Origin of the sequence: Dyella sp. ASV21 (genome assembly GCF_016428975.1) — a bacterium.
In the GTDB taxonomy this organism is placed as follows: Bacteria; Pseudomonadota; Gammaproteobacteria; order Xanthomonadales; family Rhodanobacteraceae; genus Dyella.
Genome location: NZ_JAELTT010000005.1, coordinates 1 through 13295, shown reverse-complemented (window position 1 = coordinate 13295; position 13295 = coordinate 1). Strand labels below are relative to the sequence as shown.

13 protein-coding genes are annotated in these 13295 nt (G+C 64.6%); 9 read left to right on the top strand and 4 right to left on the bottom strand.

The window, feature by feature from the left end:
* The first annotated feature begins 6 nt into the window (after positions 1–6).
* From JHD67_RS22850 to JHD67_RS02800, 4 genes are all read left to right on the top strand, one after another.
* Positions 7–762 carry a helix-turn-helix transcriptional regulator gene (locus tag JHD67_RS22850; protein ID WP_199097076.1) on the top strand — a complete coding sequence of 252 codons (756 nt, stop codon included), beginning with the start codon at positions 7–9 and terminating at the stop codon, positions 760–762.
* 91 nt (positions 763–853) lie between these two features.
* A complete protein-coding gene (locus JHD67_RS02810) occupies positions 854–1378 on the top strand; it encodes a YbhB/YbcL family Raf kinase inhibitor-like protein (RefSeq protein WP_199097075.1) in 525 nt (174 codons plus the stop codon).
* 71 nt (positions 1379–1449) lie between these two features.
* On the top strand, positions 1450–2340 hold the full coding sequence (locus JHD67_RS02805; protein WP_199097073.1) for a carbon-nitrogen hydrolase: 891 nt from the start codon (positions 1450–1452) through the stop codon (positions 2338–2340).
* 87 nt (positions 2341–2427) lie between these two features.
* Complete coding sequence (locus tag JHD67_RS02800) at positions 2428–3663, top strand: TraB/GumN family protein (RefSeq protein WP_199097071.1); 1236 nt, start codon at positions 2428–2430, stop codon at positions 3661–3663.
* Positions 3664–3783: 120 nt separating this feature from the next.
* On the opposite strand, the gene JHD67_RS02795 is transcribed toward JHD67_RS02800, so the two are convergent.
* Positions 3784–4881 carry a glycoside hydrolase family 18 protein gene (locus JHD67_RS02795; RefSeq protein WP_199097069.1) on the bottom strand — a complete coding sequence of 366 codons (1098 nt, stop codon included), beginning with the start codon at positions 4879–4881 and terminating at the stop codon, positions 3784–3786.
* A 235-nt stretch (positions 4882–5116) separates the two neighbouring features.
* On the opposite strand from JHD67_RS02795, the gene JHD67_RS02790 reads away from it, so the two are divergent.
* A complete protein-coding gene (locus JHD67_RS02790; protein ID WP_199097067.1) occupies positions 5117–5440 on the top strand; it encodes a cytochrome c in 324 nt (107 codons plus the stop codon).
* 18 nt (positions 5441–5458) lie between these two features.
* The gene (locus tag JHD67_RS02785) at positions 5459–5818 is read left to right on the top strand and encodes a cytochrome c (protein ID WP_199097065.1); all 360 of its coding nucleotides are present in this window, start codon (positions 5459–5461) and stop codon (positions 5816–5818) included.
* 93 nt (positions 5819–5911) lie between these two features.
* Here the strand turns inward: JHD67_RS02785 and JHD67_RS02780 are convergent, their stop codons facing one another.
* Positions 5912–6520, bottom strand: coding sequence for an NfuA family Fe-S biogenesis protein (locus tag JHD67_RS02780; RefSeq protein WP_199097063.1), 609 nt, complete (start codon positions 6518–6520; stop codon positions 5912–5914).
* Positions 6521–6660: 140 nt separating this feature from the next.
* Between JHD67_RS02780 and JHD67_RS02775 the strand changes: the two genes are divergently transcribed.
* Together JHD67_RS02775 and JHD67_RS02770 are read left to right on the top strand one after the other, a co-directional pair.
* Positions 6661–7002: a 4a-hydroxytetrahydrobiopterin dehydratase gene (locus JHD67_RS02775; RefSeq protein WP_199097061.1), complete on the top strand. Its 342-nt coding sequence runs from the start codon at positions 6661–6663 to the stop codon at positions 7000–7002.
* 5 nt (positions 7003–7007) lie between these two features.
* Complete coding sequence (locus JHD67_RS02770) at positions 7008–8507, top strand: CPBP family intramembrane glutamic endopeptidase (RefSeq protein ID WP_199097059.1); 1500 nt, start codon at positions 7008–7010, stop codon at positions 8505–8507.
* Here the strand turns inward: JHD67_RS02770 and JHD67_RS02765 are convergent.
* A complete protein-coding gene (locus JHD67_RS02765; protein ID WP_199097302.1) occupies positions 8475–9491 on the bottom strand; it encodes an RluA family pseudouridine synthase in 1017 nt (338 codons plus the stop codon). The two genes, JHD67_RS02770 and JHD67_RS02765, sit on opposite strands and share 33 nt — an antisense overlap.
* 342 nt (positions 9492–9833) lie before the next feature.
* On the opposite strand from JHD67_RS02765, the gene JHD67_RS02760 reads away from it, so the two are divergent.
* Complete coding sequence (locus JHD67_RS02760; protein ID WP_199097057.1) at positions 9834–13046, top strand: Rne/Rng family ribonuclease; 3213 nt, start codon at positions 9834–9836, stop codon at positions 13044–13046.
* Between the two features lie 77 nt (positions 13047–13123).
* On the opposite strand, the gene JHD67_RS02755 is transcribed toward JHD67_RS02760, so the two are convergent.
* A partial coding sequence (locus JHD67_RS02755; protein ID WP_343214293.1) for a LuxR C-terminal-related transcriptional regulator occupies positions 13124–13295 on the bottom strand: 172 nt, incomplete at its 5' end.

The window sequence follows — 13295 nt, the reverse complement described above, 5'->3', positions numbered from 1 at the left end:
CGACGCGTGACCCTCGCCCGCCTGGAGATTTTCGCAAGGCGTCGGCAGCGCATCGCAGCCGCCCCCTTCGCGGAGTTTTCCATTTTTCAGGTGCGTGCCGGCAGCAAGCGCCTGGGCGATGGCCAGCGACAGGACGAGATCATCGCTGGTGGCTTCGCCGCTGTCGCGCCCGGGCAATTGTTGCACGTGGAAAACCTGCCACCGGACGGTGGCACGTATCGCGCCGTGTGCCTGTGCCTGCCTCAAGCCATGCTGGAACACGCATCGCCGGTGCCCGGCGACGCGGCAACGCCACCCTGGGCGCCCCTGCCCGCTACCCGGGCGCTGGAACAAGCCTTTGCCCACGCCGAGCAAGGCGTCACCGAACAACTTCCCGACAATCTGCTGCGTCACCGCGTGGCCGAGCTGGTGGCTGCGGTGGCCATGGCCGGTTTCCAGCCGCCGCTGGAACGCCCACGCCGCCTTGGTGAGCGCATTCGCCTGCTGCTGAGCGCACAACCCGCGCACGAATGGCGCGCCGAAGACGTGGCCAGCCGGCTCGCACTGAGCGAAGCCACTCTGCGCCGCCGCCTCGCGGAAGAGACCACGGGCTTTCGCGACATCCTCGAAGAAGTGCGCCTCGTGCACGGCCTGGCCCTGGTGCAGGGTACGGACAAGCCACTCAAACAGGTCGCCGTGGAGTGCGGCTATGCCTCGCCATCACGCTTCACGGCGCGCTTTCGCGAGCGCTTCGGCACACTGCCTTCCGACTTGCGCGATTGAGCGATTCAGGCGAGTCGTTGCGCGCTTGAGGCCACTGCGTCGTAACGACGCGTCCCATCATGGCTGCACTTCACAACCCACGAGGTTCTCCATGCGCCGCCTGATCGCCACCCTGCTCACATCCGTCGTCGCCCTGAGTGCGTACGCCGCGGACTTCCAACTACAGGTAGAGGGCGAGCACGGCCACCTTCCACAGAGCAGTAGCTTTCAGGGCTTCGGCTGCACCGGTGACAACCGCGCACCCGCGGTGCGCTGGCAAGGCGCGCCAGCCGGCACGCGCAGCTATGCGCTTACCGTCTACGACCCCGACGCGCCCACCGGTAGCGGCTGGTGGCATTGGGTAGTGGTCAACGTGCCTGCCACCACCAGCGCACTGCCGACCGGCGGCGCACTCCCCGCAGGGGCACTCGCCGTGCGCAACGACTATGGCCAGGGCACCTGGGGCGGCCCGTGCCCGCCCAAGGGCGATGCGCCGCACCACTACATCTTCACGGTCTACGCCCTCGACGTAGCGGCGCTGGAGCTTCCCGATGACGCATCGCCGGCGCTGGCAGGCTTCATGATTCATAGTCATACGCTAGGCAAGGCCCAGGTCACGCTTACCTACGGCCGCTGAACGCCCAACACGAGCCTGACCACAGGGTTCGCTACACTATGCGTTTTCGCCACGCCTGCGAGGCCGCATTCATGACCCGCAAAACCCTCAAAGTCGCGCTGCTGCAGGAAACCGACCGCGGCAGCCGCGACGCCAATCTCGACGCTATCGAAGCCGGCCTGCGCGAAGCGGCCGCCAAGGGCGCCGAGCTGGTGTTGCTGCAGGAACTGCACAACGGCCCGTATTTCTGCCAGCGCGAGTCGGTGGATGAGTTCGACCTGGCCGAGCCCATCCCGGGCCACAGCACGGCGCGCATCGGCAAACTGGCCGAGGAACTGAAGCTCGTCGTCGTCGCATCGCTGTTCGAGAAGCGGGCCACCGGCCTTTATCACAACACTGCCGTGGTATTCGATCGCTCGGCGGCCATCGCGGGCAAGTACCGCAAGATGCACATCCCCGACGATCCGGCGTTCTACGAGAAGTTCTACTTCACGCCGGGCGACCTGGGCTTCGACCCCATCGAAACCTCGGTGGGGCGCCTGGGCGTCCTGGTGTGCTGGGATCAGTGGTATCCGGAAGCGGCTCGCCTGATGGCGCTGGCCGGCGCCGACCTGTTGCTATACCCCACCGCCATCGGCTGGGACCCGCAGGACGACCAGGCCGAGAAGGATCGGCAGCGCGAAGCCTGGGTCACCGTGCAGCGCGGCCATGCCGTCGCCAACGGCCTGCCGTTGCTTTCCTGCAATCGCACCGGCTACGAGGCCGACAAGGCCGGCGTGGGCAACGGCATCCAGTTCTGGGGCACCAGCTTTGTGGCGGGGCCCCAGGGCGAGTTCCTGGCCCAGGCCGGCACCGATCAGCGCGAACTGCTGATCGTCGATGTGGACATGGCGCGCAGCGAGCATGTGCGCCGCATCTGGCCGTTCCTGCGCGACCGCCGCATCGACGCTTACAGCGACCTGCTCAAGCGCTTCCGCGACTGAACAGCGGCCCGCGCGCTGGCGGTCATGGCTTGTGCCCGACCGCCAGCATCCCCATGCCATGATGCATCCGCCACGCCCAGAGCCTGCATGAGCCAGACCGATATCGACGCCACCCTGCCCGCCGTCCTGCGCGACCAGCCCATCGAGCGCGTGACCCGCGATGGCGTGGAATACGTGGTGCTAGGCACCGCCCACGTATCGCGCACCAGCGTGGAGGCGGTGGAAGCACTGCTGGCGCATGAAACCTTTGACGCCGTCGCCGTGGAGCTATGCGACAGCCGCGCCCAGGGCATGCGCGATCCGGAAGCGTTCAAACAGATGGATCTGTTCCAGGTGATCCGCCAGGGCAAGGCCGGCATGGTCGCCGCGAGCCTTGTGCTGTCGTCGTTCCAGAAGCGCCTGGCCGAGCAGTACGGCATCCAGCCTGGCGCGGAGATGAAGGCCGGCATGGATGGCGCCGAGCAGCGCGGCCTGCCGGTGTGGCTGGTCGACCGCGAGGTAGGCACCACCCTGCGCCGCGCCTGGCACAGCGTGGGGTTCTGGCAGCGTTTTGGCCTGCTCGGCGGATTGATCGCCAGCGTGTTCGAACGGCAAGACATTGAAGAAACCGAGATCGAGAAACTCAAGCAAGGCGACATGCTGGAAAGCGCCTTCAGTGAGTTCGCCACCACGTCCGCACCGCTCTACCGCAGCCTGATCGCCGAGCGCGATGCGTATATGGCGGCTCGCCTGCGCGAGCAGGCGACACAGTCCAGCTACGGCGAAGGTCGCCGCGTGCTGGTGGTAATCGGCGCAGGCCACCTGAAGGGCTTGTGCGAGCAATTGCGGTCGCAGCAGGGCGATCCGGGCGCGGAAGCCACCACGCTTGCCGCCGCTCCGCCCAAGGCGCGCTGGCCGAAATGGATCGCGCTCGGCCTGGTCATTGCGGTGTTCGCGGCGATCGCCTTTGCCTTCCATCGCAACACTTCGCTAGGCACGGCGGCGCTGCGCGACTGGGTACTATTCACCGGCGGCTTCTCGGCGCTGGGTGCATTGATCGCAGGCGGGCATCCGCTCAGCATCCTTGCCGCCTTTGTCGCCGGCCCCATCAAGCCGTTCCGTCCCGGCATCCCCTCCGGTGGCATCAGTGCCATGGTGGAAGCCTGGGTGCGCCGTCCGCGCGTGGCGGATTTCGAATCCCTGCGCGATGACATTGGTCACTGGAGCGGCTGGTGGAAGAATCGCGTGGCGCGCACGCTGCTCAACTTCTTCCTGGTGTGCATGGGCACCATCATCGGCGAGTACACCGCTGGCATCCACATCTTCAAAAGCCTGCTTGGATAGCCGCGCGCCCATCGACGGCGCGAACCTGCACCGTGTCACGGAACCCGGCCAACGCCATCCCCGCCTTGACGGGGATGGCCAATGGAGCGCGCTATTGATGGCGTCGACACGACGCCGACGTCAGTGCCCCAGCGCCTGGTCCAGCACATCCAGCAGCGCTTCGTTGCGATCGAGACTGTGCTCCCAATACATCACACCGCCCAGCCCTTTGGCTTCGACGAAGGCCGCCTTGGCGCGCAGCGACTCGGGATCTTCGTACGTAACGAACGTGCGCGTGGCCGGATTCCACAGATAGGGCGCCTGCGCCTGCGCATCCCAGTGACGCTGATAGCCGTTCTTGTCGATGTAGTCAGCGAGCAACTCGCTCCATGAGGGGCTGCCGGCGTACTTGGCGTAACGCTGTTGCACGCCATCGTGCGCGGGCTCCACGCCGCTGAACGCGCGACCATAGAACGCCACGCCCAGATTAAGCTTGCTCGCCGGCACACCTGCCGCGAGGAACTGCGCGACGGCCTTGTCGCCGGCACGATCATCCGCGGGTGCCAGCGCGGACAGATGCAAGCCCGCATGATGCCCCGTGGTGGGCGTGAGGCTGTTGTGGAAGTCATACGTCATCAGGTTGATCCAATCGAGCGAACGCGCTGCACGCTCCAGCTCGATGCCCGACACGAACTCGCTGTCCGCTGCGGCGATGGTCAACAGGTAATGGCGACCGCCATGCGCCTTGCCCAGCGTATCCAGGCGTGCGCGCAAGGCTTCCAGCAATAGACTGAAATTGCGTTTGTCCTCCGGGCGATGCGAGATGCCCGGGCCTGGCAACGTGGGGTACTCCCAATCCAGGTCGACGCCATCCACATCGTGTTTCTCGATCAGTGCCGCCACGCTGTCGGCCATGCGCTCACGACCCGCCTCCGTGGCGGCCACGTCGGAGAAGTAATCGGCACCCCAGCCACCGATGGAGACGATGACCTTGAGCGCGGGGTTTTCCTTGCGCAACGCAACGAAGGTCGCCAGCGTGCGATCGGCTACCGGGCTTGGAAAGCTGACGTCACCCGTGGGCTCCAGCCGCCCAAAGGCGTAATTGATCACATCGAGCTTGCGCGCACTTACATGCGGCAACGTGGCGCTATCGCCCACATAGCCAATGATGCGCGGATGTGTAGGCGCATCACCCGCCCACGCTCCCATCGCGCCGATCATCAGCGCACACATCGCCATCGCCCGCCCCTTACCCACCCATCGCACCGACGCCCTTCCCACCTGCGGCATATCCCCTCCCATTGGCTTTACTCGGATGGCGCGAACCCGTCGCACCTCGGTACCGAACGACCGCGCAGGCCGCACGCCCCGATATAAATCAGCGGCTTGCGGCATGTTGTCCGTTTGTGAAAGCAACGACTATACTTCCAGAACTTTCACCGAGTACCAGCACAGAATCGTGGGGACGATCTTGATGACTCGACTGCAACTGCTTGGCCTGACCGTGGCCGCCGCTCTTCTCGCCACTGCCAGCGTGCATGCCGAGGGTGACAAAGCTGCCGGACGAAAGTTGATCTATACCTGCAACGGCTGCCACGGCGTTCCGGGCTATGCCAATGCCTATCCGAATTATCCGGTGCCGCGCATCGCGGGGCAGAACGAGCAGTACATCGTCAATGCCCTGCACGAGTACAAGAGTGGCGAGCGCACCCATCCAACCATGATGGCCCAGGCACAAAGCTTGTCCGACAAGGACATTGCCGACATCGCCGCCTACCTCTCCAGCCTCGCCAAGTAAGCCAAGGACTCTCACCGCATGAATCGTGCGCTCACCCTGCTTTCGCTTGGCGCCGCGCTGGCGTGCGCCTGCACCCCGCTACTGGCCAACGGCAACATCGAAAACGGCAAGCAAAAAGCCGCCACCTGCTTCGCCTGCCACGGCACCGATGGCAACGCGATCGACCCGCAGTACCCGCGACTGGCGGGCCAGTACAATATGTATATTCAACAAGCACTGCATGAGTACAAAGTCGGCAAGCGCGACAACGCCATCATGAAGGGCTTTGTCGCCACGCTGTCCGATCAGGACATTGAAGATGTCGCCGCCTACTTCTCCAGCTTGCCGACCAAGCTGGATACCTTGCAGGGGCACATCCAGGGCGACAGCAAACAGTAAGCCTCCCTGCCCTGGCGATACGAAAAGGCCCGCACAAGCGGGCCTTTTCCTTGAGATGCATTAGCCATGCACCATCGACCACCCATGGCGGGCTCAGCCGATTGCCGACTGGCCTTCCTGTCGCTTGTAGTAGGGATCGCTGCCACTGGTGTGATCGGTGGCATCGCGGACCTCGGTAATTTCCGGCACGCGCTCGCGCAGGGTCTTTTCCACGCCATGCTTGAGGGTGACGTCCACCATGCCGCAACCGTGGCAGCCACCACCGAACTGCAACAGCACCACGCCGTTGGCATCCACCTCCAGCAGCGTCACGCGACCGCCATGCGAGGCGACTTTCGGATTGATTTCCGCCTCCAGCACGTAGCGTACGCGCTCGATCACTCCCGCCGCCTCACCTGGGATCTCGCCCTTGATACGGGGCGCCCGGATATTGAGCTGACCACCGGTGGCGTTCGGCTCGAAATCGATTGACGCACCTTCCAGCCACGCGGCACTGTCGCCATCCACATGAAACTCGAAACCATCACAGACGATGGTCCATTCCTGGCCGGCGAGCTCGGTCGGCTCGACGAACTCCAACTCACAATTGGCCGCCGCCGTACCAGGCGATGTCACACGCAGGCGGATACCGAGTCCATCGATACCCTGCTGGGAAAGCAGCCGCAGGAAGTGCTGCTGCGCGCGTTCTGAAATGTCGATCATGTCTACTCCGACGCAAACCCGGACCACGCCGGGCGAAACAGCACCATTTTAGTCCTGTTTTGATCCGACTGCCCATTTTTGACTTTTGCGTGCCAAGCTCGGACCCTTCGCAGCCTTCATCTCGCAATGGAACGATCGCCATGAGTCTCAGCCCGCTCGCCACCCAGCATTGCACCCCGCTCAAGGGCAAGGAGAACGAGCTGAGCGCCCCTCGCATCGCCGAGCTGCTGGCGACCCTGCCCGGCTGGCACACCGCCAACGACGGCAAGGCCATCATCAAGGACTTCAAATTCCCCGACTTCCACCGCACGCTGGGCTTTATCAATGCGGTGGGCTTCATGGCCAACCAGGAAGACCATCACCCCGACCTTGAGGCGGGCTACGGCCATTGCCAGGTGTTGTGGTCGACGCACGACGTGGGCGGCCTGTCGATGAACGACTTCATTTGCGCCGCACGCGTCGAGGCTTTGCTCGACCGTTGAGCACCATGCCCCGCCCTGGCCGCCTCATCACCGGAGCCGGCTTCTTGCTGGCCGCGGGCATCCTCCTGTGGGGCATGGCCGCGCTTTCGGCATGGCTCACCCGCGAGCATCTGTCGATGCGCGCCGAAGCCATGTGGACGGCACTCCGTGAAGGGAAGCCGCTCTGGCAATGGCCACTGCAACGCCCGGATGATCTGGTGGCGCGCCGGGTCTTCGGCTCAACGGAGCTGGTCACAAGCGACACGGGGCTTCGCATCACCAGCCGGGACGGCACGCCCTTCGAACTCGGCCTGCCACTGAACGGTCCAGTGGATCTGCGTCATTGGCCGCTCCTCAAGCTCGATGCACAAAGCTCGGCAAGCGGCCGACTCAGCCTGAGTTATCAGGCGACGGAAACCGCCGCCCCGTGCCAGACCGACGCCACCCCATGGGATACCGGCGCGAACGAGTGGGTACAGGACCTGCGCTCCATGGCGTGGCGCGCAGTCAGCGGAGCGGCCTGCGCGCCACCCGATGTCGTCACTTACATGTTGCGGCTACGTGTGCAGCTACCAGCCCAGGCTACTTTGCGCATTCGCCAGGTGACCCTGCTGACAGCCCAACCGATGGCGCCACTTCGGCCGATCGACGCCCAAGCAGCGGATATTCGACTTCCCATCGATCCCCTGACGGCCGACGTCCGCCGAAACACGCCCCTGGTGCGACTGCCGGCCGACGCATCTGCCGAATCCCTGCTCATTCTGCGCGACAGCGCTCGGCAGACCTGGCCCGGAGCCTTGATCCTGCCGAGCGGGCGCGCCGTCGCCGCACCGGGTCGCGGAAACCTGCCACCGTGGGTGGACTGGACCACCCTGAGCGCTTACCTGACCTTTTTGTGCTGGCTCGCTTATCGCCACACTCCGGAGGTTCAACGCCCATGGCTGGAAACGGCAGCCATAGCATTCGGCCCACTCTGGCTCATCGCCGGGTTGCGCTGGGGCGTAGAGCCCTCCATTCCCGGCGCGCTCGCCTTTGTCGCCGCACTGATCTACGGCGGCCAGGGCGAATGGCGTCGGCGCCCGGTGACGTGGTCCTGGCTGGGCCATCGCACGGCCGATTGGTTGTGGCCGTTGGTACCGCTGCCAGTTGCCGCCGCGCTTATCGCTGCCGACGGTCACGGCCTGACGAAGTTGCCGACCTTGCACATCGTGGCCTATTTCGCCTGGGCGCTACTCCAGCAATGGGCCATGTTGGCGGTGGTGATGGGGCGATTACGGAAGACGCAGCTACCTGCCCCGGTGATCGTGCTCATCACAGCGACCGTGTTCGGCCTGTTGCACACGCCCAATGGCGCCTTGATGCAGCTTTGCTTCATGGCCGAACTGTGGTGGGCCTGGTGCTTCCTGCGGGCACCGCGACTACTGCCGATTGCCGTAGCCCACGCTTTGTCCGCGCTCCTGGTGGAAAGCGGACTCACCGGCCACTGGCTGCGCTCACTTGAGGTCAGTGCGCGCTTTTTCCAGTAAGCGTTGCTCCTGCACGTAGCGAATCTTTTTCCCTTTTACAGCAAGCACATCCAGAAACTCCTTCAAGTCATCTGGCATGGGTGCGGAGAAGCTGTAGGCACGCCCATCCAACTCAAAACTCAGGTGGGAGGCATGCAGGAACAGGCGATTCAGGCCCAGATCCTTGAATCGCTTGTTCATTTCCTTGTCGCCGTACTTGGGATCGCCCGCCAGCGGGTGGCCCGCGTGCGCCGAGTGCACACGAATCTGATGGGTGCGCCCGGTACCCAGCGTCGCCTGCATCAGACGAGCGCTAGGGTATTGCTCCATTTCCTGGAAAAAAGTGAGCGAGGGCTTGCCGTTATCGGACACTCTTACCATCCGTTCGCCCCCTTGCAATACCGACTTTTGCAGTGGCGCATTCACGCTGAACTTGGCTTTGCGCGGGTGACCCACCATCAGGCACAGGTACTGCTTGGTGACCGTACCTTCGCGAATGGCGGCCTGTAATCCAATCAGGCCGGCGCGTGTCTTGGCGAATACCAGCACGCCGCTGGTATCCCGATCGAGGCGGTGCACCAGCTCCAAGTGCTCGCTGGGACGAGCGGCGCGCAGCAGCTCAATGGCACCGTGACTGACTCCGCTGCCACCATGGCTGGCAATTCCCGCCGGCTTGTCGATGACCAGGAAGTGCTTGTCCTCGAAAATAATCGACTCAGTGACGCTTGAGACGAGACCGGGGGCTGGCCCCTTATCGGGCGCCTTCTCAGCCGTGCGCACCGGCGGAATGCGCAGCATGTCACCGGCGGCGAGACGCGTATCGGGCTTGGCTCGCTTCCCGTTGACGCGCACCTGCCCCGTACGCAGGATGCGATAGATCATGCTCTTAGGCACCCCTTTAAGGAGTGTCATCAGCGCGTTGTCGATACGTTGACCGTCCCGCTCGGGGCCAATCTCGACTTGACGCACACCGTGAGGTGCGTCTGGGGAAGTTACCGTCTGCATTGAAAAAAACCTGGCGTAATAGGATACTCGGCCGGCGCTTTCGTCCCGCCCTACCGAAGTTCGGCTGGTGTCGGGAAGCCCGCTCGTGACGTCGGCGAGGATAGCGCCGGTCGCCTTCTCCGGCAGCCGGTCGCTGCTCCCTTTCATCGTAACGGTTCGGGTTGTCGTTTGTCCGGTTCCATGTGGTTCCGGGGCGACGAGCGCATTGCCACGAATCATCCCGGCACCGGAAACGATGCCGACATGTTGCCGCTTAACCGCAGCGGCGCGATCCCCGGCAGGCCGCCGACGTTACGGCGCCACCGTGGCACGCGACGCGCGGCAAGCCGAGGAAAAATTACAATGAAACGTATGTTGATCAACGCAACTCAGCGTGAAGAGTTGCGCGTGGCCATTGTCGATGGCCAAACCCTTTACGATCTCGATATCGAAATTCCCTCCCGCGAACAGAAAAAGGCCAATATTTACAAGGGCCGCATCACTCGCGTGGAGCAATCGCTCGAAGCCTGCTTCGTTGACTACGGCGCGGAACGCCACGGATTCCTTCCGCTGAAGGAAATCGGCCGCGAGTACTTCACGCCCGGCCTGGACCCCAACAAGTCCAACATCCGCGACCTGCTCAAGGAAGGCCAGGAACTGGTCGTTCAGGTCGAAAAAGAAGAACGCGGCAACAAGGGTGCGGCGCTGACCACCTTTATCAGCCTCGCCGGCCGCTACATGGTGCTGATGCCGAACAACCCTAAGGCGGGCGGCGTATCGCGTCGCATCGAGGGTGAAGACCGGCAGGCGCTCAAGGAAGCACTGGAGCACCTCACGGTCCCCGACGACGTCGGCCTGATCGTGCGTACCGCCGGCCTCGGCCGTGACGCCGAAGAGCTGCAGTGGGACCTCGATTACCTCCTGCAGTTGTGGCGGGCGATCTCCAACGCCGCCCAGGCGCAGAAGGCACCGTTCCTGATCTACCAGGAATCGAAGCTGTTCATCCGCGCCCTGCGCGACTATCTGCGCAACGACATCGGCGAAATCCTCATTGACGAGGAATCGCTCTACAACGATGCGCGCGAGTTCATGCAGCAGGTGATGCCCACCGCCCTGCGCAAGCTCAAGCTGTACCGCGACGACACGCCGCTGTTCTCGCGCTACCAGATCGAAACCCAGATCGAGAGCGCCTTCGATCGCCAGGTGCGCCTGCCTTCCGGCGGCTCCATCGTGATCGACCAGACCGAAGCACTGACCGCCATCGACATCAACTCGTCGAAGGCCACCAAGGGCAGTGACATCGAGGAAACGGCGTTCAACACCAACCTCGAGGCGGCGGTGGAAATCGCCCGCCAGCTGCGCATCCGCGATGCCGGCGGCCTGATCGTGATCGACTTTATCGACATGGACAGCCCCAAGCACCAGCGCGAGGTGGAAGAGCGCCTGAAGGACGCATTGAAGCTGGACCGCGCCCGCGTGCAAATCGGCCGCATCAGCCGCTTCGGCCTGCTGGAGATGTCGCGCCAGCGCCTGCGCCCCAGCCTGGGCGAAGCCACTCAGATCGTTTGCCCCCGCTGCGAAGGCCACGGCCACATTCGCGGCGTGGAATCGCTGGCGCTGTCGACGCTGCGACTGATCGAAGAGCACGCCATGAAGGACAACACCGGCCAGGTGCTGGTGCAGGTCCCGCCGAGCGTGGCCAACTTCATGCTCAATGAAAAGCGCGCCAGCGTGGTTGAAATCGAGCTGCGCAATAAGGTTCACGTAGTGATCGTGGCCGATGACAAGCTCGAAACCCCGCATATCGAAATCCAGCGTATCCGCGAAGCGGATATGGGCGAGCACAGCAAGCCCAGCTACGAACGCCTCACCGCAGTGGAAGCCTCGCCCCTGCCGAAGATGGGCCAAGCCCTGGGTAGCAGCGAACAGCCCGCCGTGAGCGGCATCGTTCCCGCCACGCCGGCGCCGGTCCGCGAAGAATCCGCCAGCAGCGCCCCGGCACCGACCGCCCCGCAGCCGGCCCGCCAGCCGGCCCGCCAGCCAGCCGCAGCCCCGGCGCCCGCCGGCGGCGTGATCTCCCGCCTGTTCGGCTGGTTCCGCGGCACAGGTGCCCCGGCTACGCCCGCACCGGCCGCCACCCCGGCCGAAGCGACCACGCAGCCCCAGGGACGCGGGAATCGCCGCGACGAACGTGGCCGTCAGAACCAGGGCAATACGCAGGGCAACCGCTCCCAGCAGCAACAGCAGCAGCGCCGCGAGCAGCCGCAAGGCCAGAAGGGTCAGCAGCAGCAAGCCCAGGGCAAGGGCGGCCGCCAGGATCAGCGCAACGCCGAGCAGGGCAACAAACAGCAGCGCCAGCAGCAAGCCCAGGGCGGCAAGCCGCAGGAGCCGCGTCAGCAGCAAGCCAAGGCGGATGCCAACCAGACGGCCCAGGCCGAGCGCAAGCAGCCCCGACAGGAGCAGACGCCGCGCCAGCCGCGCGCCGCCCAGCCGCAGGCCCAGCAGAACGCCGCCGCGCCGACGCAGCCCCAGCAGCAAGCCATTGTCGCCGCTGAGCGTCCGCAGACCGCCCCGCTGAACGAGGCCGCCAAAGAGGCCGTCACCGCCCTGCCCGTCATCGACGCGATAGCCAGCAACGATACGCCCACTGACGCGCCCGCCGAAGGCGAAGCCGGCCAGACGCGCCGTCGCCGCGGCCGTCGCGGCGGCCGCCGCCGCCGTCGTCACGAGGACGCCGCACAGCAGGCCAACGGTCAGTCGACCGAGGGTGCAGGCGACGAATTCGATCTGGATGATGAGGATCGGGACGAGGAAGGCACCAGCACCGAGCGGGCCGCCTATACCGCACCGGCATCGGGCGCCGCCACCGTCGCGGCAGCCTCGATGGCAGCCGCGACGATCAGCGAAAGCGCTGCGCCAACCACCAGGCTGGCTCACGCTGCGGCCGAGGATGTGATGAGCGCGGTTTCGCCCGCATCGTTCAACCTCCCCAGCTTGCCGCCCATCCCCGAGAAGCAGGCCGAGGAGATTCACGTCGAAACCGTGAAGATCGAGGCGGCGTCCGTGGAGGCAGCCTCAGTGGAATCCGTCACGCCGCCCGCGGAAGCCGCCCAGCCAGCTCCCGCGCCCGCCACAATTGCGGTAATGGTCGAAGCAGCCGAACCGGCCGCCAAGCCCGAGCCCATCAAGGCGGAAAAAACAGAGCGCGCCGACCACACGCTCACCACTAACGTGGAGGCTTCGGTCACTCATGCGCCTCAGACCCATGCTGCCGCGCCGGAGCCCGTGCACGCCGAAACGCTCAGCACCGCTACGCTCGACGTTCTCCACCACACGGAGATCACTTCGCACGTCGAACCGACCGTGGCGGCACAGCCCAGGCCAGAGAACATAAAGGTCGAGGCCGAGCAGGTAGCGGTACCGGAGCCGACTGCTACGCCGGTGATTCCGCGCCAGGGCGATCTCCTCGCGCACTCGGATGTCTCTGCCGTGCAACCGGCGCATGCACCGGCTAATGCCGAAGGCACCGACGAGGCCGATGCCGAACAGTCCAAGAAGGATGCATCGCACGGCTAATCACCGCGCGATCTTTCGGACACAAAAAAGCCGGACCATGGTCCGGCTTTTTTGTGCCTGTCGCCTGGGCGACCTAATCAGTTACCTACCTGATTATTATGGGTATCCAGCAGGCCGTGGATGGTCATGAGATGCGCCAGGCTGATCACGTGATCCACCTGCAACTTCTCCATCAGGCGCTGCTTGTAGGTCGACACAGTCTTGGGGCTAAGATTCAACTGCTCGCCAATCATGGTGAGCGGCCTGCCG

Bases quoted from the DNA above. Each gene is read 5' to 3' on its own strand.
- JHD67_RS02785 (WP_199097065.1), top strand. From the start codon at position 5,459: ATGAATCGTGCGCTCACCCTGCTTTCGCTTGGCGCCGCGCTGGCGTGC.
- JHD67_RS02795 (WP_199097069.1), bottom strand. From the start codon at position 4,881: ATGGCGATGTGTGCGCTGATGATCGGCGCGATGGGAGCGTGGGCGGGT.
- JHD67_RS02805 (WP_199097073.1), top strand. From the start codon at position 1,450: ATGACCCGCAAAACCCTCAAAGTCGCGCTGCTGCAGGAAACCGACCGC.
- JHD67_RS02775 (WP_199097061.1), top strand. From the start codon at position 6,661: ATGAGTCTCAGCCCGCTCGCCACCCAGCATTGCACCCCGCTCAAGGGC.
- JHD67_RS02760 (WP_199097057.1), top strand. From the start codon at position 9,834: ATGAAACGTATGTTGATCAACGCAACTCAGCGTGAAGAGTTGCGCGTG.
- JHD67_RS02770 (WP_199097059.1), top strand. From the start codon at position 7,008: ATGCCCCGCCCTGGCCGCCTCATCACCGGAGCCGGCTTCTTGCTGGCC.
- JHD67_RS02800 (WP_199097071.1), top strand. From the start codon at position 2,428: ATGAGCCAGACCGATATCGACGCCACCCTGCCCGCCGTCCTGCGCGAC.
- JHD67_RS02780 (WP_199097063.1), bottom strand. From the start codon at position 6,520: ATGATCGACATTTCAGAACGCGCGCAGCAGCACTTCCTGCGGCTGCTT.
- JHD67_RS02765 (WP_199097302.1), bottom strand. From the start codon at position 9,491: ATGCAGACGGTAACTTCCCCAGACGCACCTCACGGTGTGCGTCAAGTC.
- JHD67_RS02790 (WP_199097067.1), top strand. From the start codon at position 5,117: ATGACTCGACTGCAACTGCTTGGCCTGACCGTGGCCGCCGCTCTTCTC.
- JHD67_RS02810 (WP_199097075.1), top strand. From the start codon at position 854: ATGCGCCGCCTGATCGCCACCCTGCTCACATCCGTCGTCGCCCTGAGT.